Genomic DNA, 24,114 nt, shown 5'->3' with positions numbered 1-24,114 from the left:
GAAAACGGGAGCGCCCGCGCATCTGCGCGGGCGCTCCTGTTTGCTTTTTCCTGCGCGGCCCTCAGCCCCGCTTCTTGCCGCCCTTGCCCGGCTTGTGGCGGGGCGGGCGGCTGCGGCGCTGGCCGCCGCTCCGGTGTTCGTTGCTCCGGTGCTCGCCGCTCCTGCGGGCCGCAGAGCGGGGACCGGGCCGCCGGGGATTCTGGCGGGGCGTCTCGGTGCGCTGGGGCGCGGCCTGGGGCTCCACGCCGTCCAGATGGAAGGTGATCTGTCCGCTGCCCGGGTCGGCGGCGGCGCACACCACGTCCAGAGCCATGCCGAAGGAGTACACCTTGCCGGTGTGCTCCCCCCGGAGGGCCATGTGCTGGTCGTCCAGGTGGTAGTGGTCCCGGGGCAGGGCCTCGGCGGGGATCAGGCCCTCCACGCCGGAGGGCAGCATGACGAACAGGCCGAACTTGGTCACGCCGGACACGGTGCCCGACAGCTGCTCCCCCACGTGGGAGAGCATATACTCGGCCATATAGAGCTTCTCGATCTCCCGCTCGGCGTTCTGGGCCGCCACCTCCCGCTGGGAGGACTGGTCCGCCGCCCGGGCGGCCACTGCGGCCATCCGCTTCTCCCAGGGCATGGTCCTGCCCACGTTGGCCGGGTCGGCCTCGTCAGCAAGCACCTGGGTGAGCACCCGGTGGACCATCAGGTCGGGGTAACGGCGGATAGGGCTGGTGAAGTGGCAGTAGTACTTGGCCGCCAGGCCGAAGTGGCCCAGGTTCTGCACGTCGTAACGTGCCTTCATCAGGGAGCGGAGCACCATGGTGCTGATGATGGGGGCCTCCGGCTTGCCTTTGACGTCCTCCAGGATCTTCTGGATGGCAAAGCTGTCCGCCTCCTGGAAGGTGTAGCCGAAGGGGGCCAACATGGTCTTGAGCCCCTCGGCCTTATCCTGAGAGGGCTTCTCATGGACCCGGTAGACCGCAGGCTTGTGCCGGTCAAAGAGGTGCTTGGCCACGCACTCGTTGGCGGCGAGCATAAAGGACTCGATGAGTGCCTCGCTCTCCCCCTGCCTGCGCACCCTGATGTCCACCGGCCTGCCCGTCTCGTCGCAGATGATATAGCTCTCGCTGGTCTCCAGGTCCAGACTGCCCCGCAGCTTGCGGCGCTTCTCCAGCACCTTGGCCAGGACTGCCATATCCTTCAGCATGGGCAGGATGTCGGCGTACCGCTTTTCCAGCTCCTGGTCCTCTCCGGCCAGCAGCTTGTTGCAGTCCTCATAGGTCATCCGCTCGGTGGAGCGGATGACGCTCTTGCAGATATGGTGGTCCTCCTCCTGGCCGTCGGCGGCCAGGGTCATGAAGCAGGAGATGGTCAGCCGGTCCACCCCCGGGTTCAGGGAGCAGATGCCGTTGGACAGCTCCACCGGCAGCATGGGGATGACCTTGTCGGCAAAGTACACCGAGGTGCCCCGCTCCCAGGCCTCCAGGTCCAGCGGGGACTTCTCCTGCACATAGTGGCTCACGTCGGCGATGTGGACCCCCAACACCCACCGGCCCTTGTCGTCCCGCTCCAGGCTCACCGCGTCGTCCAGGTCCTTGGAGGAGGCGCCGTCAATGGTGATGATGATCTTGTCCCGCAGGTCGGCGCGGCCCGCCAGGGCGGACTGCTCCACCTCCCGCGGGGCTTTGGCCGCCGCGTCCAGCACGGCGGGCGGGAACTCAGGGTCGATCTCGTAGTGGTAGAGGATGGCGGCGGTGGAGGACTGCCGGGTGCCCGCAGGGCCGAAGGTCTCCCGCAGGGCGCCCATGGGGGGCGTCTTGGCGGTGCCGTACCCCAGCATCTCCACGGCGGCCTTCTCCCCCACCCGGAGCCCCTTGGTCTTACCGGAGATCTTGATGGGCCCGGGCAGCTTGTCCGAGTCTGGCCTGAGCCACAGCTCCCGGCCCAGCTTCTCCACCGCGCCGGTGACGAACCTGTTGGCCCGCTCCACCACCCGGACCACAGAGGCGGTGCGCCGCCCCTCCTCCCAGGGCGTCTCCGGGTCGGGCGCGGCCTGGATCTTGTCCCCGTCCCAGGCGCCGCCGGTGGCCCTGGGCGGGATGAAATAGTCGTCCTCCCGGCTCTTCCCGTCCTCAGGCACCAGGAAGCCGAAGCCCCGGCTGGTGCCCTGGAACACGCCGGTGATGATCTGTTCCGTTTTATTCTTAGCCATACTTTCTCGCTTTCTCCATTTTCATCTGTTCATCTGTGATCTTCCACAGGTTATAGTATCCCACATTTCCCGCTCTGTCCACCCGAATTTCCGCCAAAAATGCCGCCTTCCCGCTCCGCTTTGTCAAAATAATAACTTTCTGTCCCGGGCGGGCCCATGGTTCGGGCGCCGTTCTATATTCTTTCTAAAAATATAAGTTGTCAGTCCGCATCCTTTGGTGTATAATGACTAATATCTCAGACCGCCCGGCGTCCGGCCGGCCTGGAGTGACCCTAAAAGTAAGGAGTGGAAACAACGTATGAGCTATTCCGCGCAAAACATTCGTAATATCTGCCTGCTGGGGCACGGCGGAAACGGAAAGACCTCCCTGGCAGAGAGTATGCTGTATCTGACCGGCGGCACCGCCCGACTGGGCAAGGTCCCCGATGGCAATACCGTGTGCGACTATGATCCCGAGGAGACCAAGCGCCAGATTTCCATCTCCCTGGCCGTGGCCCCGGTGGAATATGACGGCTGCAAGATCAACGTTCTGGACACCCCCGGTTACTTTGATTTCTCCGGCGAGGTCATCGAGGCCATGCAGGCCGCCGACGCCGCCATCATCGTCTGCTCCGCCAAGGGCGGCATGAGCGTGGGCGCTGAGAAGGCCTGGAAGCTCTGCGAGAGCCGCAAGATGCCCCGTCTGCTCTACATCTCCAAGACCGACGAGGACAACGCCGACTACAACGCCGCCTTCGCCACCCTGCGCGAGCGGTTCGGCAAGAACATCGCCCCCCTGGTGGCCCCCATCTGGGACGCGGACAAGAAGGTCATCGGCATCATCGACGTGCTCCACAAGCGGGCCTTTGAGTTCGTCAAGGGCTCCCGCCAGGAGATCGAGGTGCCCGAGGACAAGAAGCCTGTGCTGGACGAGCTGTACGACGCCCTGAAGGAGTCTGTGGCCGAGACCAGCGAGGAGTTCATGGACAAGTATTTCTCCGGCGAGGACTTCACCTACGCCGAGATGATCCAGGGCCTGCGCCAGGGCGTGAAGGACCTGTCCCTGTTCCCGGTGCTCTGCGGCAGCGCCATGTCCGGCCTGGGCACCCGTATGCTGCTGGACACCATTGTGGAGCTGCTGCCCAACCCCCTGGAGGGCAAGGCCCTTGTGGCCGAGAACGCCGAGGGCGAGCTGGATGAGTTCGTCTCCTCTCCCGGCGCTCTGCCCACCGCCTTTGTGTTCAAGACCACCTCTGACCAGTACGGCAAGTACTCCTATGTCAAGGTGCTCTCTGGCTCCATCAAGCCCGACATGCCCATGGTCAACGCCCGCACCGGCGCCACCGAGAAGCTGGGCCGCCTGTACGTGATGACCGGCAAGAAGGCCGACGAGGTCAAGGAGCTCCAGTGCGGCGACATCGGCGCCATCGGCAAGATGGACAAGCTGAAGACCGGCGACACCCTGTGCGACGCCCGCAAGGTGGTCAAGCTGGAGCCCATCCCCTTCCCCGAGCCCTGCTACTCCGTGGCCATCGCCCCCAAGACCAAGGGCCAGGAGGACAAGGTGGCCGCCGGCCTGACCCGTATGAACGAGGAAGACCTGACCTTCACCTGGGTCAACAACGCCGAGACCCACCAGATGGTGGTCTCCGGCACCGGCGACATGCAGATGGACGTGATCCTCTCCCGGCTGAAGAGCCGCTTCGGCGTGGACGCCACCCTGTCCGAACCCCGCGTGCCCTACCGCGAGAAGATCCGCAAGAAGGTGGAGGTCCAGGGCCGCCACAAGAAGCAGTCCGGCGGCCACGGCCAGTTCGGCGACGTCAAGATCCGCTTCGAGCCCGGCGAGAGCGAGGATCTGGAGTTCTGCGAGGAGGTCTTCGGCGGCGCGGTGCCCAAGAACTACTTCCCCGCCGTGGAGAAGGGCCTGCGCGAGGCCGTGCAGCACGGCGTGCTGGCCGGCTACCCGGTGGTCAACCTGAAGGCCACCCTGTTCGACGGCTCCTATCACCCTGTTGACTCCTCCGAAATGGCCTTCAAGACCGCCGCTCAGCTGGCCTACAAGGCCGGTCTGCCCGAGGCCAACCCCGTCCTGCTGGAGCCCATCGGCGAGCTGAAGGTCACCATTCCCGACAGCTACATGGGCGACATCATCGGCGACCTGAACAAGCGCCGGGGCCGCGTGATGGGCATGAACCCCGACCACGAGGGCAACCAGGTGGTAGAGGCCGAGGTGCCCATGGCCGAGATGAGCCGCTATGCCATCGACCTGCGGTCCATGACCCAGGGCCGCGGCTCCTTCACCTTCCACTTTGTCCGCTATGAGGACGCGCCTCCCGCCGTCCAGGAGAAGGCCATCGCCGCTGCCAAGGCCATGCAGGCCGAGGAGGGCTGATTTCCCTCATGCCTCCACGCTTCGCCGCCGGTGCGGCGTCCCAAGCGTTTTGCCGTCAGGCAAAACCTTGATGCCGGGCGGATTCACTCCGCCCGTGCAGATAAAAGCGGGGGTCCCCAAAAAGCCCCGGCTTTTTGGGGCGGGAAGGCCCTCACCGCCGCCAAGGCCATGCAGGCCGAGGAGGGCTGAACCCACAATCAAAACGGTCCCGGAGCTGTGCTCCGGGACCGTTTTTTGTCGTCTTTTGTGTTAGTCAAAGGCGCCCGCCATAACCATCCGGCCCAGCTCCGCCAGGTAGATGCGCATCATCTCGTTCTGATCGGACATCTCGTCCCAGATGGGTTCCGGCTGCTCCCCTTCGCCGCTGATCAGCCAATCCGCCAGCTCCTCCAGGGGACCGCACAGCCGCCGGATGGAGGCGGCATACCCCTCTCCGTCCGCGGCCGCTATGATCTCCGTCACCTGGAAAGTTCCATCCTCATCGTAACGTCCCCGGAAGGCGGTGGGACTGCCTCCGCCGCCCCATCCATCGCAGCTGCCATCCAGCTGAACGGTGTAGTAAAACCGCTCGTTGACGCTGCACACCAGCACCGTATCCCCGTCCTCCTCATAGCTGTCCCAGATGGTGAAGGAGGGAATCATCACATCGTTGGGACGGGAGCGCACGGGAATCTGCTCCGGGTCGGCATACTGGGCCTGCAGGGCGTCAAAGAGAACCGCTGCATCACCGGTGAGGCCCATCTGCTCCGCCGTGGGCAGGGGCAGGTCGGGCTCGGGGTTGTTCTCCAGGCCGCTCCATGTGATGGTGGCCGCCACCTGTTCCCCAAGCTCCGTCTCCTCCGTGGGCCACAGCAGGCGGAGACGCCGCTCCCCATCCAGGGGAATGTACCAGCCGGTGCACACAATCGCATCCGAATCCTCAGAATCAGAGGCCGTCCCATCTTCAATGGGCTTTCCGTCGGCGTCCAGATTCTCTATCCGGACCATCTTACCGCCAAGGACCGCCGCCTCCCTGGGTACTTCATTTTCCGCCAGGAGGACCAGGGAGCAGCCCTCCATGCCCAGAGCCACCGAGGTGATCCCTCTCTCAATATCGCCGCTGTACTCCTCCGGCACGGCCAGCTGGTAGTCCACCTGCCAGCCCCGTCTGTACAGCCTGCCGCTCACCTGCGACCAGTCCTCGGGCAGCTCCGCTGCGGCGGTCTCCGTGGGCTGGGGGCTGTTATCCGGGTTTTCGCTCTGAGCAGGGTGGGATGCGTCCGCCGGTGCTCCAAAGGTACAGGCGGAGGCCATAAGCACCACCGCGGCCAGCACCGCGGCCAGTGCGGTCGGTCTCCGCCGGTCCGGGCGGACCACCCCTGCCTGAAACAGCGCTGTCAGTCGTTTCATGGGCATCTCCTTTCTCCCATTTGCCCGGGCCGTCGGGCCAGCCCGTCCACGCTCTGCGGCTTCATCTCCATCTTCACCATATCCTGCCCCCGCCGGGTTGTCAAGTTTTTCTTCCCTTTCCCCCGCCGCCGGGGTATACTGTGATAAAACCCGACAGAGGAAGTGACTCTGATATGACAGCGATTCGTCTCGCCCGCCCTGAGGATATGGACGCCGTGTGGGCGCTGGTGCAGCGGGCGGTCGCCCACATGCGCTCCCTGGGCAACCCCCAGTGGGGAGAGGACTACCCCACCCGTGCCCATTACGCCGCCGACCAGGCCCGCGGAGAGCTGTATGTGGCAGTGGATGAGGCCGGAACCATCCTGGGGGCGGTGTGCCTCAACCAGGAGCAGGCCCCCGAGTACGCCCCCCTGCCCTGGGCCGTACCCGGCCCGGCCATGGTGCTCCACCGTCTGGCGGTGGACCCGGCCGCCCAGCGCCGGGGCGTGGGCCGGAGCTTCTTTCAGTTTGCAGAGGCCATGGCCCGCCGTCTGGGGCTGCCCGTCTTTCATCTCGACACCTACGCCCGCAATGACCGGATGCAGGCCCTGATCCGCAGCCAGGGCTTCACCCAGGTGGGCCAGGTCCACTTCGACCGGGAGGGCCGCCCCGACGGCTTTCCCTGCTTTGAAAAGGTGCTCTGAGCCGTCCCCTGACGGAGTTCCCTGTGGCCGTCCTTGCTTTTTTGGTGAAAATCACATATAATAAATAAAATCTATTCTCAGGCGTATCCCGCCCAGGAGGTTGCATCTATGAAAAAGCTGCTCATTGTGGTGGACTATCAGAAGGACTTTGTGGACGGCTCCCTGGGCTTTGCCGGCGCGGAGCTGCTGGACGCCCCCATTGCGGCCAAGATCGCCGCCTACCGCGCCGCCGGGGACGACGTGGCCTTCACCTTTGACACCCACACCCCCGATTATCTCTCCACCCAGGAGGGCCGCAAGCTGCCCCTGGCCCACTGCATCCGCGGCAGCGAGGGCTGGGCGCTGTACGGCGCGACGGCCAGGGCCGCCTGTGAGGGCGACCGCCGCTTTGAAAAGCCCACCTTCCCCTCCCTGGCCCTGGGCGAGTGGCTGAAGGGACAGGACTACGGGCAGATCGAGCTGGTGGGGCTGGTGTCCAATATCTGCGTGCTGTCCAATGCCGTCATCGCCAAGGCCGCCCTGCCCGAGGCGGAAATTGTGGTGGACGCCTCCTGTACCGCCTCTGCCGACCCCGTCCTCCATCAGAAGTGTCTGGACGTGCTGGAGGGGCTCCAGGTGACCGTGGCCAACCGGACGTAATGCGCTGTGCGCTGAAAGGCTGATCAATCATGAAAAAGAATCCTATGAACTACACCCTGCTGTGCGACTTCTACGAGCTCACCATGGCAAACGGCTATTTCCAGACCGGTATGTCCAGCCAGATCTGCTACTTTGACGTGTTTTTCCGCACCGTCCCTGACGGAGGCGGCTTTGCCATCGCCGCCGGTCTGGAGCAGGTCATCGAGTATATTGAGAACCTGCGCTTTGACGAGGAGGACATCGCATTTCTCCGGAGCAAGAACACCTTCCGCGAGGACTTTCTGTCCTACCTGAGGGACTTCCGGTTCACCGGCGACATCTGGGCCGTGCCCGAGGGCACCCCCATCTTCCCCGGCGAGCCCTTCATGACCGTGCGGGCCCCCGCCATTGAGGCCCAGTTCATCGAGACCTACCTGCTCCTCACGTTGAACCACCAGTCCCTCATCGCCACCAAGGCCAACCGCATCGTCCGGGCTGCCGGCGGGCGTCCGGTGAGCGAGTTCGGCTCCCGCCGGGCCCAGGGCAGCGACGGCGCCGTGCTGGGCGCCCGGGCGGCCTATATCGCCGGCTGCGCGGGCACCGCCTGCACCCTGGCCGACCAGATGTACGGCTCTCCCGCCGGCGGCACCATGGCCCACTCCTGGATCCAGATGTTCCCCGACGAGTACACCGCCTTCAAGACCTACTGCCAGCTCTATCCCCACTCGGCCACCCTGCTGGTGGACACCTACAACGTGCTCAAGTCGGGCGTGCCCAACGCCATCCGGGCCTTCAAGGAGGTGCTGCTGCCCCAGGGCATCACCAAGTGCGCCATCCGGCTGGACAGCGGCGATCTGACCTACCTGTCCCGGAAGGCACGGAAGATGCTGGATGCCGCCGGGCTCACCGAGTGCTCCATCGTGGCCTCCAACTCCCTGGACGAGTATATCATCCGGGACCTGCTGCTCCAGGGGGCCAAGATCGACTCCTTCGGCGTGGGCGAGCGGCTCATCACCTCCAAGAGCGAGCCGGTGTTCGGCGGCGTGTACAAGCTGGCGGCTGTGGAGGACCAGGCGGGCAACATCATCCCCAAGATCAAGATCTCCGAGAACCCCTCCAAGATCACCAATCCCCACTTCAAGAAGGTGTACCGCATCTTTGAAAACGAGACGGGCAAGGCCATGGCCGACCTGATCTGCGTCCACGACGAGGTCATCGACCCCACCCAGCCTCTGGAGCTCTTCGACCCGGAGGCCACCTGGAAGCGGAAGACCGTCACCGACTTCACCGCGGTAGAGCTGCTGGTGCCCATCTTCCAGGAGGGCAGGCTGGTGTACCAGTCCCCCTCCATCACCGAGATGCGGGCCTACTGCGCCGCCCAGATCGACCTCCAGTGGGACGAGGTCAAGCGGTTTGAGAACCCCCACAACTACTATGTGGACCTGTCTCAGAAGCTGTGGGACATCAAGCATGAGCTGCTCAAAGAGGCGGGCCATATCTGAGACACACAAAAACCGGCTGTCCCCGTGGGGAACAGCCGGTTTCTTTTTATGTCAGTTGAACTTGTAGATCTTCCGGGCCATGCGGTACAGTCCCACGGACAGCTTCCGGCCCTGATAGCCGGGGATATTGCCCACAAAGGACACCGCCCGGTACTTGAGCTTGTGGTAGAGCCGGGCGTCCACCGACCGGAGGTACTCCCACAGCTCGGTCTTCTTGCCCAGCGCCTCGGGAGAGCCGTCGATGATGAGGAAGATGGAGGAGATGGTCATCATCATGGCCAGGTAGTTGCGCATGTACCGGCCCAGCTTGGGCTGGACGGTGAGCACCCGGCGCAGGTCGTGGGCGTCGATCATCAGGCGGGTGACCCGGACCTGCTGGTCCACACGGCCCACCATCACCTTCTCGTTGACGCTCTGGTCCGCCCGGCCGATGAAGTACCGGTACAGGTCCAGGTCCATGTAGTACATGGTCTTGACGTAGGGCAGGGGCTGGTAGACAAAGATATTGTCCACATAGAAGGTGTGCTTGGGCAGCTCCAGGCCGCACTTGCGCAGCAGCTTGGTGCGGTAGATGACCGAGTGCATCAGCAGGTACTGGGAGGCCCGGAACCGGCCGATGTCGTTCCAGGTGAAGATCCGGTTCCTGGGGAACACGTTGGTGTAGCCCATCACCTTGCGGGTGTTGTCCTCCACGTGCTCGTAGACATAGTTGGCGATGACCATGTCCACAGGCCGCTCCATCTTGGCAAACTCCCGCAGCTTATTGAGCACCTTGTGGAGGGCGTCCACGTCCAGCCAGTCGTCGGAGTCCACCACCTTGTAGTAGATGCCGGAGGCGTTGCGGATGCCCTGGTTCACGCCCTCGCCGTGGCCGCCGTTCTCCTGGTGGATGACCCGGACAATGTCGGGGTACTGCTCGGCGTACCGGTCGCAGATGGCGGGGGTGTCGTCCTTGGTGGAGCCGTCGTCCACCAGGATGATCTCGATGTCATCGCCCCCCTCCAGGAGGGTCTGGATGCAGTGGTCCATGTAGGCCGCCGAGTTGTAGCACGGCACGGCAAAGGTAATAATCTTATCCATTTTTCTCTCACCCTTCTGTTTGCCGGGCCCTCAGCCCAGCAGACGGTCCGCCAGCTCCAGGGCCCGGACCACAATGGCGTCCATATTGTAGTACTTGTACTCCGCCAGCCGGCCCAGCAGGTGGAAGTCGGGCAGGGCGTCGGCCAGGGCCCGGTACTTGGCGTACAGGGCGTTGTTGGCCTCATTGATGATGGCGTAATAGGGGGTCTCCTCCGCCGCGCCGGTGTAGGCGCGGGAGTACTCCTTGACAATGGTGGTCCGGTCGGGCAGATCCTGGCCGGAGAAATACTTGAACTCGGTGATGCGGGTGTAGTCCTCGCTGACGGTGTAGTTCACCGTGCCCCGGGGCTGGAACCACTCCACCGGGTGGGTCTCGAACTTGAAGTCCAGGGTGCGGTAGGGCAGGCGGCCGAAGCAGCAGCCGAACAGCTCGTCCACCGCGCCGGTGTACACCACCGCGCCCGTAAATGGCTCGCCGTCCAGGGAGAGGCCGGAGACGTCCAGGCTCAGGCGGTCGGAGGCGTCCACCCCCAGCTCCACGGTGATGTTGGGGTGGTCCAGCATGTGGTCAAAGACAGGGGTGTAGCCCTCGGCGGGGATGCCCTGCCAGGTATCCTGGAAATACCGGTCGTCCCGGGACAGGAACACGGGCACCCGGGCGGTGGTGTTGGGGTCGATCTCCTCCGGCGTCTGTCCCCACTGCTTCATGGTATAGTGGACAAACACGTTCTCATATACATAATCCGCCAGGGCCTTGATCTCCGGGTCGTCGCTTCTGCGCAGCTCCAGAATGGTGACCTTTTTCTCCGCGCCGTAGGTCTCCACCAGCTTTTTCTCCAGCCGGGCGGCCTTCTCGGGGCCGTAGGCCAGCTCCAGGGAGGTCAGGTTGAAGGGCACGGGCATCATGGTGCCGTGGACATTGGCCACCACCCGGTGCTGATAGTCACGCCAGGCGGTGAAGCGGGAGAGGTAGTCATAGGCCCGCTGGCTGTTGGTGTGGAAAATGTGGGGGCCGTACTGGTGGATGAGCACGCCGGCGTCGTCCAGCCGGTCGTAGGCGTTGCCGCCCACGTGGCTGCGCCGCTCCAGCACCAGCACGTTTTTCCCGCCCCGCTCGGCCAGCTCCCGGGCGGTCACCGCTCCGGCGAAGCCGGCGCCGATGACCAGGCAGTCGTACTTCTGACTCATGGAATGAACACCTCGCAGCATGATCTTTCCTCCATCTTACCAGATTTTGTGGATAAAATGAACGGAAAAAGTATTAAGAAAGCCTTAAATTGCCGAAATATTTCAGCGGTCGGAGCCGCCGAACCGGTCGAAGCGGCCGTCGGTGGGGCCGTTGGTGTTGCCCAGGAAGGTATCGTTGTAGTGGTCGATGGCCCGCTGGATGACCTTGATGGCCGCCTCACGGCCGTTCACGTCGCCGGCCACCGTATCCTTGCCCTCCAGCTGCTTATAGACCGAGAAGAAATGGGCCATCTCGTCAAAGACGTGGGCGGGCAGGGCGCTGATGTCCCGGTAGCCGTTGTAGGCCGGGTCGGAGAAGGGGATGGCGATGATCTTCTCGTCGTTCTTGCCGTCGTCCAGCATGGAGATATAGCCGATGGGGTACACCCGCACCAGGGTCAGGGGGTCCATGGACTCGGAGCAGAGGACCAGCACGTCCAGGGGGTCGCCGTCGTCGCCGTAGGTCCGGGGGATAAAGCCGTAGTTGGCGGGGTAGTGGGTGGAGGTGTGGAGCACCCGGTCCAGGATGATGAGGCCGGTCTCCTTGTCCAGCTCGTACTTCTTCTTGCTGCCCTGAGGGATCTCAATGACGGCCACAAAATCCTCGGGGGTGATGCGCTTGGGGCTGATATCGTGCCAGATATTTGACATGCAGCAGGCTCCTTCTTTACTCAAACGTTTTTCACGCGCCCTGTCCGGCGCATGGTCTGTATCGCTGTATCTTTTTTATTATATCTGATTCTTCCCCGCTTTACAACGCGGTTTTCCCATCTTTTGGCCTGTTAGACCCCTTTTTCCGCCCCGGGGAACAGGCGGAGGAAGGGCTTGGGCACCGGCGCAGTCACAGTCAGGGGCGCTCCGGTGCGGGGGTCGGTGATGGTGAGCCGCACGGCGTGTAGGGCCAGCCGGTCCATGGGGCCGGCGCCGGCGCCGTACTTTCTGTCCCCCGCCACGGGACAGCCCAGGTCGGCCATGTGGACCCGGATCTGGTTCTTCCGGCCCGTGTCCAGTGCCACCCGCACCAGGGCGTACTCCCCCGCCCGGGAGAGGACCTTGTAGCGGGTGATGGCCTCCTTGCCGCCGCTGCCAGGACCGGCGGAGTAGACCACCCGGGTGGAGGTCTCCCTCAGCCAGGAGCGGACCACGCCCTCCTGCCGCTCAGGCGCGCCCACGGTCACCGCCAGATAGATCCGCTCCTTTACCAGCTTGTCCCAGTCCTCCTGGAGGGAGCGCTTCATCTCCTCATTCCGGGCGAAGAGCACCGCGCCCGAGGTGTCCCGGTCCAGCCGGTGGACCACAAAGAGCTTCTTCTCTCGGCTGCCGTCCCGCAGGGTGTCGGCCAACATCCGATAGGCCGTGCGCTGCCGCTCCCCCTCGTGGCCCACGGTGAGGAGCCCGGCGGGCTTGTCGATGGCGATCAGGTCCTTGTCCTGATAGAGGATGGGGAATGGGGCCTTGGCCCGCTCCTCCCCGCCCTGGGGCAGGATGGTCACCACCTCCCCCGGCTCCAGGGGCCAGTCGAAGCGGGTGACGATCTTCCCGTCCACCGCCACCTGCCGCCCGGACAGCAGGTGCTTCACCGCGTTGCGGGACTTCCCCTTCACCCGCTCCAGCAGGAACTCCAGCAGATAGCCCTTCTCCGTCACAGGGTAGCGCCGCTCCCCCGCCGTGCTTTTTCCCATGGTTCTCCCTCCGTCCTGTGGTGCTTCTCAGTCGAGCATGGAACATTTTATCACAGCCCCGCCCCGATGGCTACCCCGGACAGGACAGGAAACCGTCTGTTTTTTCTTGACAGGCCGGGGCGGAAAATGTTAGAATGGACGAACATAAGGGAGTAGTCGGCGCGGCGTGCGCGGCGGAGCCAACATACTGGGGCCTGGGGCCTCTGGTTCAGCCTGAAATGACGAGACTTATCTGCCAGGGGGTGGATAGGTCTCTTTTTGTTTGCCTGTTTTTGGAAAAATGCGCTGTTTTCTCCCGCTCCGGCCCTCAGGCCGGGCCAAATCCCCCGACCGGAGGTTTTTTATTATGGGTCTTCTGGAACTGTTCATCATCGCCGTGGGGCTGTCCATGGACGCCTTCGCCGTCTCCATCTGCAAGGGCCTGTCGGTGGGCAGGGTCCGCCTGGGCCATATGCTCACCGCCGGGCTGTGGTTCGGCGGCTTTCAGGCCCTGATGCCCTTCCTGGGCTGGCTGCTGGGCTCCCAGTTCGAGGCCCTCATCACCAGCGTGGACCACTGGATCGCCTTTGTGCTGCTGGCCTTTATCGGCGGCAACATGGTCAAGGAGTCCCGCGGCGACGAGGAGCGGCAGGACGGCTCCTTCTCCCCCGCCGCCATGCTGCCCCTGGCTCTGGCCACCAGCATCGACGCCCTGGCCGTGGGCGTCACCTTTGCCTTCCTGCGGGTGGACATCGGCCCCGCCGTGGCCTTTATCGGCGTGATCACCTTCCTGTTCTCCGCCGCCGGCGTCAAGATTGGCAGCGTGTTCGGCGCCAGGTACCGCTCGGGCGCCGAGCTCTTCGGCGGGTGCGTGCTCATCCTCATGGGCGTGAAGATCCTGCTGGAGCATCTTGGCATCCTGGGCTGAGGGCTTGACATTCTCCCACCGCCTGTGTTATCCTCTCTTACGACAATTTTTGATTCGTGCCGGCATTTACCACCGGGTAAATGCAGTCTGTGCCTGTATATATTCCGTAGGTCTTAGAAGGAATATATCCAGGCACTTTTTTGCTCTGCGGGGTCCGGCAGCCCCATCTTTGAAAAGCGAGGGATCAACCTATGGACGAGCATAATCTGAACAGCACCTTTGCCCGCTACATGTCCCTGAACATTCTGGGCATGGTGGGCATGTCGGGCTATATCCTGGCGGACACCTTTTTCGTGGCCATCCGTCTGGGGTCGGACGGCCTGGCAGCCCTGAACCTGGCCATCTCGGTGTTTGGCTTTATCAACGGCCTGGGTATGATGCTGGGCATCGGCGGCGCCACCCGGTACGCCATCTGCAAGGCCCGGGAGGACGACAGGGAGGCCAACGCCTCCTTCACCCTGTCCCTGATTGCCGGCATCGGGGCCGGCGTGGTGCTGGTGGTCTTCGGACTGCTGTTTTCCCAGCCTCTGGCCAGGCTGCTGGGCGCGGAGGAGCGGATCCTGCCCATGTGCGCGGTGTACCTGCGCACCGCCTTTCTCTTCGCCCCCTTCTTTATTCTCAACCACATTCTGGTGGCCTTTGTCCGCAACGACGGCAGCCCCAAGCTGGCCATGGCGGCCATGCTGGTGGGCAGCCTGTCCAACATCGTGCTGGACTACCTGTTCCTCTACCCCCTGAACATGGGCATCTTCGGTGCCGCCCTGGCCACCGGCACCGCCCCCATCATCGGCATCGCCATCTCCCTCTTCGGCCATATCCTGCCCGGACGCAGCCGGTTCAAGGCCGCGCCCACCGGGCTGTCCCTGCGGAAGATGGCCGCCGTGGCCGGACTGGGCATCGCCGCCTTTATCAACGAGTTCTCCTCCGGCATCACCCTGGTGGTGTTCAACCTGCTGGTGATGCACGCGGCGGGCACTGTAGGCGTGGCGGCCTACGGCGTGGTGGCCAATCTGGCCCTGGTGGTACTGTCCATCTTCACCGGCATCTCCCAGGGCAGCCAGCCCCTCCTCAGCCACGCCTACGGCATGCAGGACCTGGACGTAGTACGGCGGGTGTACCGCAAAGCCCTGGCGCTGGCCTCTGTTCTGGGGCTTGCGGCGCTGGGCGCCGCCCTGCTCTTCCCCGGGCAGCTGGTGGCCCTCTTCAACAGCGAGGGCAACGCCGCGCTCCAGGCCATCGCCGAGCCGGGACTGAAGCTGTACTTTGTGGGCTTCCTGTTCGTGGGCTTCAACTTTGTCACCGCCGCCCTGCTGGGCGCCACCGAGCAGGCGGGCGCCTCCTTCCGGGTGTCCTTTTTCCGGGGCTGCCTGGGCATTGTGCCTGCCGCCTGCCTCTTTGCCTCCCTCTTCGGCATGACCGGCATCTGGCTCTCCTTCCCGGCCGTGGAGCTGGTGACCCTCTTCCTCAGCGTCCGGCTGGGCCGACGGGCCCTGGCCGGCGTGGCCCTCCCCGGCGGCGAGGCCATGGCCATCTGATTCCAGGCAGATAAAAAATCCCCTCCGGATCGCTCCGGAGGGGATTTTCCGTTTCCGTTTTGGGGACCAGCTTACTTGTGGTCGACGGAGTACATGTGCTTGATGAGCTCCAGCACCTTGTTGGAGTAGCCCACCTCGTTGTCGTACCAGGACACGACCTTCACGAAGGTGTCGGTCAGGGCGATGCCGGCCTTGGCGTCGAAGATGGAGGTGCGGGTGTCGCCCAGGAAGTCGGAGGAGACAACATCCTCGTCGGTGTAGCCCAGAACGCCCTTCAGCTCGCCCTCGGAGGCGGCCTTCATGGCGGCGCAGATCTCCTCGTAGGTGGCGGGCTTGGCCAGGTTGACGGTCAGGTCAACGACGGACACGTCCAGGGTGGGAACACGCATGGACATACCGGTCAGCTTGCCGTTGAGCTCGGGGATGACCTTGCCCACGGCCTTGGCGGCGCCGGTGGAGGAGGGGATGATGTTGCCGGAAGCAGCACGGCCGCCGCGCCAATCCTTCATGGACACGCCGTCAACGGTCTTCTGGGTGGCGGTGGTGGAGTGAACGGTGGTCATCAGGCCATCGGTGATGCCGAAGTTATCGTTCAGGACCTTGGCGATGGGGGCCAGGCAGTTGGTGGTGCAGGAGGCGTTGGACACGAAGTTCATGTCGGTGGTGTACTTGTCCAGGTTCACGCCGCAGACGAACATGGGGGTGCTGTCCTTGGAGGGGGCGGACATGACGACCTTCTTGGCGCCGGCCTTCAGGTGGGCCTCAGCCTTCTCCTGGGTCAGGAACAGACCGGTGGACTCCACGACGTACTCGGCCTCCAGCTTGCCCCAGGGAATGTTGGCGGGGTCACGCTCGGCGAAGACAGGGATGCACTTGCCGTTGACCACGATGCCCTGCTCGTTGCTGCTCACCTCGCCGGCGAACTGGCCGTGCATGGTGTCGAACTTCAGCATGTAAGCCAGGTAGTCGGCGGGGCACAGATCGTTGATGCCCACGATCTCGATCTCGGGATGATTCAGACTAGCGCGGAAGACCATACGGCCGATGCGGCCAAAGCCATTGATGCCGACTTTAATGCTCATTTCAATTCTCTCCTTTTAAAATGTTCGAGGTATCCTCGTGCGCCCCCTATTATAGCCTATCTTGTTGCGTTTTTAAAGAGTTTTTTTGAAATTTCCCAAAAAATTTGCTTTTTTTATTCAAGTTATAGCAAGTGTGCCCACAAAAGCGCTTAAGTCCGGCATAAGCGTCCGCCGGCCCGGCTTTGTACCGGTGTTCCGCCAGCTTCTTCCGTGTTTATCCGCTCCAAGCGGAATCTATTCCTGTTTTTCCCTCTCTTCAACCGGCCGCCGGGGGCAAAACGCGGCCCTTAGTCCGCTTTTCTCCTCATTCGACCCTTTTCGACAAATCCACTTGTTGCCCGGGCCAGATTTTGGTATACTGAAAAAAACGCGGTTCCACCCGGAACTGCATAAGCTATAACGCAGCATGAGATATTGAATGGAGGTGAGCGCAGCCTATGGACAACACGCCGTTCTCTCCCTTTTCCCTGGAGCACGTGCCCTTTCCCGCCCTGATCGTCCGTGAGGGAAAAACCGCTGTCTGCAACAGCGCGGCGGCGGAACTGCTGGGTCTGGACCCTGCCGGCGGGCCGGCGCCTGAGTTCCTCTCCGGCTTTTCTTCCGACTCCGGCCCCACTGTGGGCACCTGCGCCGCCAACGGCCGGACCTGGCGGTTCTCCCTGTCCCCCCAGGGGGACGGGTTGCTGGCGGTCCTTCTGCCTGAGGATCCGGTAAGTTCCCCCTTTCCCGGCACCGCCGCCCTGCTGGAGCAGATGCGGCAGAATATCGGCAATCTGACTGCCGCCGCTCAGCTGATTACGCCCGCTCTGCAGGAGCTGGGGCCCAAATATGAGCAGTACCTGGCCATCATGCACCAGAGCTTTTACCGGATGCTGCGCCTGATGAACAACGCCGAGACCGCCGGCGCCCTGGCGGAGGGACGGCTGACCCTGTCCGCCGCTCCCCTGGACCTGGCCGGTCTGTGCCGGGAGCTGTGCCGGAAGGTGTCCGGCCTGGCGGAGGCCGCAGGGGTATCCTTCCGCTTTGACGACCGTTGCGGCTCTCTGCTCACCACCGGGGACAGCGTGCTCATCCAGCGGATGCTGCTGTGCCTCATCTCCAACGCCCTGCAGGCCGCCGGCAGCGGCGGCAGGGCGGGCCTGCGGCTGACGGAGACCGGCGGCCGTGCCCTTCTCACCGTGTGGGACAGCGGCCCGGGTCTGGGCAGCCGCTCCAATGCCGGCGGCGCAGGCGCGGGCCTGCCCATCGCCCGGCAGATCGCCGCCCTCCACGGCGGCGCACTGATGCTGGAGAGCAGGACCGGCGAAGGCCTGCGGGCCACGGTATCCCTCCCTGTCAGCCGGCCGGAGCAGCCCCCTCTTCTCCGCACGCCCCGACAGGCCGCCGACCTCACCGGCGGCTTCTCACCGGTGCTGATCGAGCTGTCCGCCGTGCTGCCTTGGCAGGTCTTCCGGCAGGATGGGCTGGAATAATTTCTTTTTTGTCTGTCAAACACTTGACAATCTCTTGCGTGTGCCATACAATACGAAAAAGGTAACACGCTATATATTTGGAGGATTTCATGGGCAGAGAGAGCGACGTAGGATTTCTGATCAAGCTGATCTACGACGCCCACGGAAAGGTACTCTATCAGCGTTTCCGGTCCGAGGGGATCACCCCGGCCCAGGCGGAGGTACTCCGCTTTGTCATGGCCCAGGGCGGCGCCCGGACCACGCTGCGGGACGTGGAGGCCTTTCTGGGTGTGTCCCACCCCACAGTGGTGGGCCTTGTAAGCCGTCTGGTGGAAAAGGGACTGCTGATCAGCGTGCCCGACCCGGAGGACAAGCGGGCCCGGAACCTCTACCCTCTCCCTCCCGCCGACGCAAAGGACGAGGCCCTCAACGCCATCGAGGACAGCGAGGAGCTGCTGACCCGCGGCCTCTCACCGGAGGAGCGGGCCGAGCTGGTGCGGATGCTGAAGGTGGTCCGGGATAATCTGCAAAAGGAGCTGGGCGAATAGCCCTTCTTCTTTTTCCCATATATATAGCATGTTACTTATTTGCCAACGGCACATAGAGGAGGAATCTGTCATGAAAAGAAGCATCTCTCTGTTCCTCGCGCTGGCGCTGCCGTTCTCCCTGGCTTCCTGCTCGTCCCAGGAACCTGAGACCAGCCCCTCCGGCTCCCAGGCTCAGACCGCGTCCTACACCGGCACTGCCCGGGGCTACGGCGGGGACATCAGCGTCACCATCGAGGTGGCGGACGGGGTCATCACCGCCTGCACCATCGACGCCCCCGACGAGACCCCTGATATCGGCGGCGCCCAGATCGACCACTTCCAGACCGCCATCGTGGAGAACCAGGGCCAGGTGGACGCGGTGTCCGGCGCCACCGGCACCTCCAACGGCGTCATCGCCGCCCTCCAGGACGCCATGCGCCAGGCCGGGCTGCTGGACACCGCTGAGTACCAGATGACCTCCGGCACCTACACCGGCCAGTCCCACGGCTTCTCCTGCATCGACTTTGTCACCGTGGACGTGACGGTGGACGAGAGCAGCATCGTCTCCCTGTCCCTCCAGGACAACTTTGTGGACGACCAGGACTCCTATGAGAACCGTTACCTGTGCACTGGGGCCTTTGAGGAGCTGGAGCCCCAGATCCTGGAGCTGCAGAGCATCGGCGTGGATGCCGTCACCGGCGCCACCGGCTCCTCCAACGGCATCAAGAACGCCATCCGCTCGGCTCTGGAGCAGGCCTTTGACGCCTCCGGCTACTCCGATGACGAGATCAACACCGCCATCAACGCCATGTTCATGACCCCCTCCTCCAAGACTGAGGACGTGGAGGAGCTGAGCTGCGACGTAGTGGTGGTGGGCGCCGGCGCCGCCGGTGCGGTGGCCTCCCTGGCCGCCCTGGACAGCGGCGCATCCGTGCTCAACATCGAAAAGACTTTCCGCTGGGGCGGACAGTCCATGATGACCGGCGGCCCCAAGGCCTACAGCCCGGACACCACCGCCGACCAGGCCCAGGCCATCCTGGACACCTATGAGCAGACCATTGCCAACCACCGCCACGGCGAGGAGGACTCCCAGTGGAATGACCCGGACTATGTCGCCGCCCACGCCGACGAATTCACCCCCGTCAACGCCGAGGCCTACAAGGCCGTGGTGCCCGCCTCCGGTCTGGGCATCCAAAAAATCATGGAGTACGGCATGGCCTTTGTCCAGTCCTCCATGTCTATGGTGATGGAGAACGTTACAGAGGGCGGTCCTATGGCTTTGCCCACCACGCCTGAAGAGCCCGACCTGTTCACGCCAGACGATGTCTACTCTTTCGGCACCGACGGCGAGGGCACCAGCGTTTCCTACTATGAGGCGGAGAAGTACTACGATACCGTGTACGACAACTTCATCTCCAACGGCGGCCAGGCCCTGCTGTCCACCACGGTCACCAACCTGACCTACGACGACGACGGCAACATCACCGGCGTGGAGGCCCACGGCGACGACGGCACCACCTACTATGTCACCGCCAAGGCGGTTGTGCTGGCCACCGGCGGCTACGGCGGCAGCGACGAGCTGATGGACGAGTGGGCCGGCGGCGGCGACGACTGGCTCTACTACGGCTGGCAGGGCAATGACGGCGACGGCATCCTTATGGCCCTGGACGCCGGCGCGGCTCCCTACAATCTGGACGCCTACCCCATGAGCCACCAGCGTATGGGCGAGCAGTTCATCACCGCCTTTGAGGTCCAGACCGCCGACGACGGTACCCAGTGGTCCCCCAACGACCTGACCGTCATCCTGGCCTGCAACCCCGACGGCGTGTTCGTGGAGGACGACGGCACCTCCTTCCGCCCCGAGGACTATGACGCCTACAACCCCATGGGCGGCTTCTCCGGCGCCATGGGCACCTACTCCATCGGCTCCTCCTACTATGTGGTCTACTCCGCCGAGCAGCTCCAGGCCTACGCCGAGAGCGGCCTGACCAGCAACGCCATGGGCTTCCAGAACGTGGGTCTGGGCATCCCCGCCGGCATGGCCCTGGGCGACTGGGTGGATACCGTCATGGAGCAGGCCGTGAGCCAGGGCTTTGCCTGGAAGGTGTCCTCCCTGTCCGAGGGCGACGCCCTGCTGGGCTTTGAGGACGGCACTCTGGCCGCCGCCTACGGCACCAGCACCTCCGATGCCAATGCCGACGGCAGCGAGTACTACTATGTGATGAAGTGCTGCGGCCTGGCCATCAGCTCCTGCGGCGGTGTGGAGGTCAACAGCAACATGCAGGCTGTCCGTGAGGACGGCACCGCCATTGAGAACCTGTTCGTGGCGGGCAACGACGGCTTCGGCAACATCATGGCCACCGGCGCCGAGTACCCCATCGGCGGCGACGCCGGTATGTGGGTCTTCGGCAGCGGCTATATCGCCGGCGAGCAGGCCGCCGCTGTGGCGGCAGGCTGAGCCCCTTTCCATAAGCAAACAAAGGCGCGGCCCGGATTGCTCCGGGCCGCGCCTTACTGTCTGGATTTATCCCGCTTCCGTGATGCGCGCCAGCTCCGCCTGAGCCCGGGCAATGCCCGTCTCTTCCTCCCCCTCCAGGCCGGCCAGCTGCTGGAGCACCGACTTCACCTCCATCCCCGCCCGGACCACGCTGTCCCGGGACTGCTCGATCTGTTCCTGCACCGCCAGGTCGGCAAAGAGTCCGTCAAAGAAGTAGTCGGCAAAGGTGGCGAAGTCCCCGATGGACACCTGGGCCCGGGAGATCAGGTCCACGTCGGCCAGCTCGGTGCGGAACCGGGACATGGCCTGCTGGGCCCGGTCCACATAGTTCCGCGCCTCGTCCAGCTTGTCGTGCTTCATCATGGTGACGAAGACTCCGCCGCCCAGCATGTCCCAGGTGCCCAGGCCCTGGGCCTCGTCCAGCTTGTCGTCTGCCACGTCCAGGCAGGAGAACACCTCTTCCCCGGCGGCCGAGGCCTCCCGGAGCTCCTTGATCCTGTCCTTCCGCCGGGCGATCTCCTCTTCCAGCTCGGCGATCCGCTCCCCGGTCGGGCCGCCCGCAGTGCGCAGCAGGGCCCGCTTCTCCTCCAGGGCCGCCTCCAGCTCCGCCGTGCAGTCGGGCATGCCCTCCAGCTCCCGTTCCATTTCGGCCAGCCGGTTTTGGGCCGCCTCCACGTCCCGGAGGGCCTGCTCATACTTGGCCTGGGCCGCCAGCGCCTCCGCTTCCTCCTTGGACAGCCGCACCTCCCGGTCACCGGTGATGCGCAGCCACAGCCCCTTCAGGCTCACGCCCTCCAGCTCCTCCACATCCCGCCGCTCCTTGGCCAGCTGCTGGGCCAGCTCCTCCGCCCGGGCGGAGCGCTCCCGCGCCTCGTCCCCCAGAGCGGACCGCTGGACCAGCAGCCGCCGCCGTCTCTCCTGCCGCTCCCCCAGCTCCGCCAGGGTGCGGTTGAGCTCTTCCAGTGTGCGCGCCATGTTCCGTCGCTCCTTTCGCCGGTTTTCTCTCTTTTATTCTACCTGTTCCCCTGCCGCTGCGCAAGCTTTCCCCTGGACTTCCGGGGGGAGATGCCGTAAAATATACCTCACAGGACAAGCCTGCCGGCGGCACCGCCGGGTATTGATATAAAGGAGTTTTGCAATGGAGACCATTGTTCAGATCCTGGCCCGGGAGCTGGGCCGAAAGGAAGAGCACGTCCAGAACGTCATCACCCTGCTGGACGAGGGGAACACCATCCCCTTCATCGCCCGGTACCGCAAGGAGATGCACGGCACCATGGACGACACCACCCTCCGCACCCTGGCCGACCGCCTGACCTACCTGCGCAACCTGGACAAGCGGCGGGAGGAGGTCAAGGCCTCCATCGAGGGCCAGGGCAAGCTGACCGAGGAGCTGTCCGCCGCCATCGACGCCGCCGCCACCCTGGCGGAGGTGGAGGACCTGTACCGCCCCTACAAGCCCAAGCGCCGCACTCGGGCCACCATCGCCAAGGAGAAAGGCCTGGAGCCTCTGGCCCAGCTGCTCTTTGCCCAGGGCAGGGACTGCCCCGCCCCTGAGACGGCGGCGGCGGACTATGTGGACCCGGAGAAGGGGGTCAACTCGGTGGAGGAGGCCCTGGCCGGGGCGTCCGACATCATCGCCGAGGCCATCAGCGACGACGCGGACCTGCGCAAGCGCCTGCGGGAGCTGTGGCGGAGCAAGGGCAGCCTGGTGTCCAAGGCGGCGGACAAGGAGCCCGAGGACACGGTGTACCGCCTGTACTACGACTTCAGGACCCCGGTCTCCCGGGCCATGGGCCACCAGATCCTGGCCATCAACCGGGGCGAGCGAGAGGAGGTGCTGAAGGTCTCGGTGGAGATGGACCGGGCGGCCGCCCTCATCGTGGTGCGCAGGGCGGTGCTGGTGCCCGGGGCCCCCTCCATGGCCTTTGTCCGCGCCGCCGCCGAGGACGCCTACGACCGGCTCATCTCCCCCAGCCTGGAGCGGGAGATCCGCAACCTGCTCACCGAGCAGGCCGACGAGGGCGCCATCAAGATGTTCGGACTGAACCTGAAGCCCCTGCTGATGCAGCCTCCGGTGAAGGGCTTTGTCACCATGGGCCTGGACCCGGGCTACCGCAACGGCTGCAAGGTGGCCGTGGTGGACGGCACCGGCAAGGTGCTGGACACGGCGGTGGTCTACCCCACCTTCAACGAGCGGAAGAAGGAGGAGGCCATCGACGTGCTCTCCAAACTCATCCGCAAGCACGGCGTGGCCCACATCGCCATCGGCAACGGCACCGCCAGCCGTGAAACCGAGCAGATGACGGTGGAGATGATCAAGCGGCTGGGGGGCGGCGTGAGCTATATGATCGTCAGCGAGGCGGGGGCCAGCGTGTACTCCGCGTCCAAGCTGGCCGCCGAGGAGTTCCCCGAGTACGACGTGAACCTGAGAAGCGCCGTGTCTATCGCCCGGCGGCTCCAGGACCCCCTGGCCGAGCTGGTGAAGATCGACCCCAAGGCCATCGGCGTGGGCCAGTACCAGCACGACATGCCCCAGGCCCGGCTGGACGAGACCCTGTCGGGCGTGGTGGAGGACTGCGTCAACTCGGTGGGCGCCGACCTGAACACCGCCTCCGCCCCCCTGCTCACCCGGGTGGCCGGCCTCAACACCACCACCGCCAAGAACATCGTCAAGTACCGGGAGGAAAACGGCGCCTTCACCTCCCGCAAGCAGCTGCTGAAGGTGCCCAAGTTGGGCCCCAAGGCCTTTGAGCAGTGCGCCGGCTTCCTGCGGGTGCCTGAGAGCGCCAACGTGCTGGACAACACCGGCGTCCACCCGGAGAGCTACGACGCCGCCGGCAAGCTGCTGGAGCTGTGCGGCTACGGCATGGCCGACGTGAAGGCAGGCAACCTGTCCCAGCTGCCCCAGCGGGTGAAGGACTACGGCGAGGAGAAGGCCGCCCAGGCCTGCGGCGTGGGTGTGCCCACCCTGCGGGACGTGGTGGGCGAGCTGATGAAGCCGGGCCGGGACCCCCGCGACGAGCTGCCCAAGCCCATCCTGCGCACCGACGTGATGGAGATGAAGGACCTGAAGCCAGGCATGGAACTGACGGGCACGGTGCGCAACGTCATCGACTTCGGCGTGTTCGTGGACATCGGCGTCCACCAGGACGGCCTGGTCCACATCTCCCAGCTGGGAGCGGGCCGCCGGGTGAAGCACCCCAGCGAGGTGTGCGCCGTGGGGGATATCGTCACTGTCTGGGTGCTGGAAGTGGATGAGAAGAAAAAGCGCATCTCCCTCACCATGAAGAAGCCCTCCTGAGCCCGAAAGCAGCCGCGCAACCTGAAGTTGCGCGAAAAAAATCCCCGCCGAAACGCCGG

General features: G+C 64.4%; 17 protein-coding genes and 1 pseudogene. 10 read left to right on the top strand and 8 right to left on the bottom strand.

Going from position 1 to position 24,114, the window contains the following annotated elements:
• Positions 1 to 61 precede the first annotated feature (61 nt).
• Positions 62 to 2,203 (bottom strand): annotated as a pseudogene (rnr, locus tag WMO64_RS04595) (ribonuclease R); the annotation flags it as partial.
• Positions 2,204 to 2,498: 295 nt separating this feature from the next.
• Between rnr and WMO64_RS04590 the strand changes: the two are divergent.
• Positions 2,499 to 4,574 carry an elongation factor G gene (locus WMO64_RS04590; RefSeq protein ID WP_294516655.1) on the top strand — a complete coding sequence of 692 codons (2,076 nt, stop codon included), beginning with the start codon at positions 2,499 to 2,501 and terminating at the stop codon, positions 4,572 to 4,574.
• A gap of 249 nt (positions 4,575 to 4,823) precedes the next feature.
• On the opposite strand, the gene WMO64_RS04585 is transcribed toward WMO64_RS04590, so the two are convergent.
• The gene (locus WMO64_RS04585; protein ID WP_349231164.1) at positions 4,824 to 5,963 is read right to left on the bottom strand and encodes a hypothetical protein; all 1,140 of its coding nucleotides are present in this window, start codon (positions 5,961 to 5,963) and stop codon (positions 4,824 to 4,826) included.
• 173 nt (positions 5,964 to 6,136) lie between these two features.
• Here WMO64_RS04585 and WMO64_RS04580 point away from each other — a divergent pair, with 173 nt between their 5' ends.
• The 3 genes from WMO64_RS04580 (at position 6,137) to WMO64_RS04570 (ending at position 8,766) form a co-directional block, all read left to right on the top strand.
• The gene (locus WMO64_RS04580; RefSeq protein ID WP_294516659.1) at positions 6,137 to 6,646 is read left to right on the top strand and encodes a GNAT family N-acetyltransferase; all 510 of its coding nucleotides are present in this window, start codon (positions 6,137 to 6,139) and stop codon (positions 6,644 to 6,646) included.
• Positions 6,647 to 6,754: 108 nt separating this feature from the next.
• Positions 6,755 to 7,285 (top strand): cysteine hydrolase family protein, encoded by a 531-nt coding sequence (locus WMO64_RS04575; protein ID WP_349231163.1) that lies wholly within the window; start codon positions 6,755 to 6,757, stop codon positions 7,283 to 7,285.
• A gap of 29 nt (positions 7,286 to 7,314) precedes the next feature.
• Positions 7,315 to 8,766: a nicotinate phosphoribosyltransferase gene (locus WMO64_RS04570; protein ID WP_349231162.1), complete on the top strand. Its 1,452-nt coding sequence runs from the start codon at positions 7,315 to 7,317 to the stop codon at positions 8,764 to 8,766.
• Between the two features lie 51 nt (positions 8,767 to 8,817).
• On the opposite strand, the gene WMO64_RS04565 is transcribed toward WMO64_RS04570, so the two are convergent.
• From WMO64_RS04565 to WMO64_RS04550, 4 genes are all read right to left on the bottom strand, one after another.
• A complete protein-coding gene (locus WMO64_RS04565; protein WP_294521877.1) occupies positions 8,818 to 9,846 on the bottom strand; it encodes a glycosyltransferase family 2 protein in 1,029 nt (342 codons plus the stop codon).
• 30 nt (positions 9,847 to 9,876) lie between these two features.
• A complete protein-coding gene (gene glf / locus WMO64_RS04560) occupies positions 9,877 to 11,034 on the bottom strand; it encodes a UDP-galactopyranose mutase (protein WP_349231215.1) in 1,158 nt (385 codons plus the stop codon).
• A gap of 102 nt (positions 11,035 to 11,136) precedes the next feature.
• A complete protein-coding gene (locus tag WMO64_RS04555) occupies positions 11,137 to 11,724 on the bottom strand; it encodes an inorganic diphosphatase (RefSeq protein WP_294521879.1) in 588 nt (195 codons plus the stop codon).
• Positions 11,725 to 11,855: 131 nt separating this feature from the next.
• Positions 11,856 to 12,755 carry an RluA family pseudouridine synthase gene (locus WMO64_RS04550; protein WP_349231161.1) on the bottom strand — a complete coding sequence of 300 codons (900 nt, stop codon included), beginning with the start codon at positions 12,753 to 12,755 and terminating at the stop codon, positions 11,856 to 11,858.
• Between the two features lie 346 nt (positions 12,756 to 13,101).
• On the opposite strand from WMO64_RS04550, the gene WMO64_RS04545 reads away from it, so the two are divergent.
• Both WMO64_RS04545 and WMO64_RS04540 read left to right on the top strand, forming a co-directional pair.
• Entirely contained in the window at positions 13,102 to 13,662 is a 561-nt protein-coding gene (locus WMO64_RS04545) for a manganese efflux pump MntP (RefSeq protein ID WP_349231160.1), read from the top strand.
• 191 nt (positions 13,663 to 13,853) lie between these two features.
• Positions 13,854 to 15,197, top strand: a complete 1,344-nt coding sequence (locus WMO64_RS04540; RefSeq protein ID WP_349231159.1) for an MATE family efflux transporter — start codon at positions 13,854 to 13,856, stop codon at positions 15,195 to 15,197.
• Between the two features lie 71 nt (positions 15,198 to 15,268).
• Here WMO64_RS04540 and gap read toward each other — a convergent pair whose 3' ends face one another.
• Positions 15,269 to 16,279 (bottom strand): type I glyceraldehyde-3-phosphate dehydrogenase, encoded by a 1,011-nt coding sequence (gene gap / locus WMO64_RS04535; protein WP_294521888.1) that lies wholly within the window; start codon positions 16,277 to 16,279, stop codon positions 15,269 to 15,271.
• Between the two features lie 437 nt (positions 16,280 to 16,716).
• Here gap and WMO64_RS04530 point away from each other — a divergent pair, with 437 nt between their 5' ends.
• The 3 genes from WMO64_RS04530 (at position 16,717) to WMO64_RS04520 (ending at position 20,715) form a co-directional block, all read left to right on the top strand.
• Positions 16,717 to 17,751 carry a sensor histidine kinase gene (locus WMO64_RS04530; protein WP_349231158.1) on the top strand — a complete coding sequence of 345 codons (1,035 nt, stop codon included), beginning with the start codon at positions 16,717 to 16,719 and terminating at the stop codon, positions 17,749 to 17,751.
• An 89-nt stretch (positions 17,752 to 17,840) separates the two neighbouring features.
• Positions 17,841 to 18,278, top strand: coding sequence for a MarR family winged helix-turn-helix transcriptional regulator (locus tag WMO64_RS04525; RefSeq protein ID WP_294521894.1), 438 nt, complete (start codon positions 17,841 to 17,843; stop codon positions 18,276 to 18,278).
• A 70-nt stretch (positions 18,279 to 18,348) separates the two neighbouring features.
• Positions 18,349 to 20,715: an FAD-binding protein gene (locus tag WMO64_RS04520; protein WP_349231157.1), complete on the top strand. Its 2,367-nt coding sequence runs from the start codon at positions 18,349 to 18,351 to the stop codon at positions 20,713 to 20,715.
• Positions 20,716 to 20,781: 66 nt separating this feature from the next.
• Here WMO64_RS04520 and WMO64_RS04515 read toward each other — a convergent pair whose 3' ends face one another.
• Positions 20,782 to 21,729 (bottom strand): hypothetical protein, encoded by a 948-nt coding sequence (locus tag WMO64_RS04515; protein WP_349231156.1) that lies wholly within the window; start codon positions 21,727 to 21,729, stop codon positions 20,782 to 20,784.
• Positions 21,730 to 21,892: 163 nt separating this feature from the next.
• On the opposite strand from WMO64_RS04515, the gene WMO64_RS04510 reads away from it, so the two are divergent.
• The gene (locus WMO64_RS04510) at positions 21,893 to 24,055 is read left to right on the top strand and encodes a Tex family protein (protein ID WP_349231155.1); all 2,163 of its coding nucleotides are present in this window, start codon (positions 21,893 to 21,895) and stop codon (positions 24,053 to 24,055) included.
• Positions 24,056 to 24,114: the final 59 nt, after the last annotated feature.

The sequence above is a fragment of the Pseudoflavonifractor intestinihominis genome (genome assembly GCF_040096055.1).
Classification (GTDB): domain Bacteria; phylum Bacillota; class Clostridia; order Oscillospirales; family Oscillospiraceae; genus Pseudoflavonifractor; species Pseudoflavonifractor intestinihominis.
Note: the sequence above shows the minus strand (reverse complement) of the source record. Positions and strands in the feature narration are given on the sequence as shown.

Coding starts and splice junctions, on each gene's coding strand:
- WMO64_RS04575 (WP_349231163.1), top strand. CDS start 6,755: ATGAAAAAGCTGCTCATTGTGGTGGACTATCAGAAGGACTTTGTGGAC.
- WMO64_RS04520 (WP_349231157.1), top strand. CDS start 18,349: ATGAAAAGAAGCATCTCTCTGTTCCTCGCGCTGGCGCTGCCGTTCTCC.
- WMO64_RS04585 (WP_349231164.1), bottom strand. CDS start 5,963: ATGAAACGACTGACAGCGCTGTTTCAGGCAGGGGTGGTCCGCCCGGAC.
- WMO64_RS04515 (WP_349231156.1), bottom strand. CDS start 21,729: ATGGCGCGCACACTGGAAGAGCTCAACCGCACCCTGGCGGAGCTGGGG.
- WMO64_RS04545 (WP_349231160.1), top strand. CDS start 13,102: ATGGGTCTTCTGGAACTGTTCATCATCGCCGTGGGGCTGTCCATGGAC.
- WMO64_RS04540 (WP_349231159.1), top strand. CDS start 13,854: ATGGACGAGCATAATCTGAACAGCACCTTTGCCCGCTACATGTCCCTG.
- WMO64_RS04580 (WP_294516659.1), top strand. CDS start 6,137: ATGACAGCGATTCGTCTCGCCCGCCCTGAGGATATGGACGCCGTGTGG.
- WMO64_RS04525 (WP_294521894.1), top strand. CDS start 17,841: ATGGGCAGAGAGAGCGACGTAGGATTTCTGATCAAGCTGATCTACGAC.
- gap (WP_294521888.1), bottom strand. CDS start 16,279: ATGAGCATTAAAGTCGGCATCAATGGCTTTGGCCGCATCGGCCGTATG.
- WMO64_RS04510 (WP_349231155.1), top strand. CDS start 21,893: ATGGAGACCATTGTTCAGATCCTGGCCCGGGAGCTGGGCCGAAAGGAA.
- WMO64_RS04570 (WP_349231162.1), top strand. CDS start 7,315: ATGAAAAAGAATCCTATGAACTACACCCTGCTGTGCGACTTCTACGAG.
- WMO64_RS04590 (WP_294516655.1), top strand. CDS start 2,499: ATGAGCTATTCCGCGCAAAACATTCGTAATATCTGCCTGCTGGGGCAC.
- WMO64_RS04555 (WP_294521879.1), bottom strand. CDS start 11,724: ATGTCAAATATCTGGCACGATATCAGCCCCAAGCGCATCACCCCCGAG.
- glf (WP_349231215.1), bottom strand. CDS start 11,034: ATGAGTCAGAAGTACGACTGCCTGGTCATCGGCGCCGGCTTCGCCGGA.
- WMO64_RS04565 (WP_294521877.1), bottom strand. CDS start 9,846: ATGGATAAGATTATTACCTTTGCCGTGCCGTGCTACAACTCGGCGGCC.
- WMO64_RS04530 (WP_349231158.1), top strand. CDS start 16,717: ATGGACAACACGCCGTTCTCTCCCTTTTCCCTGGAGCACGTGCCCTTT.
- WMO64_RS04550 (WP_349231161.1), bottom strand. CDS start 12,755: ATGGGAAAAAGCACGGCGGGGGAGCGGCGCTACCCTGTGACGGAGAAG.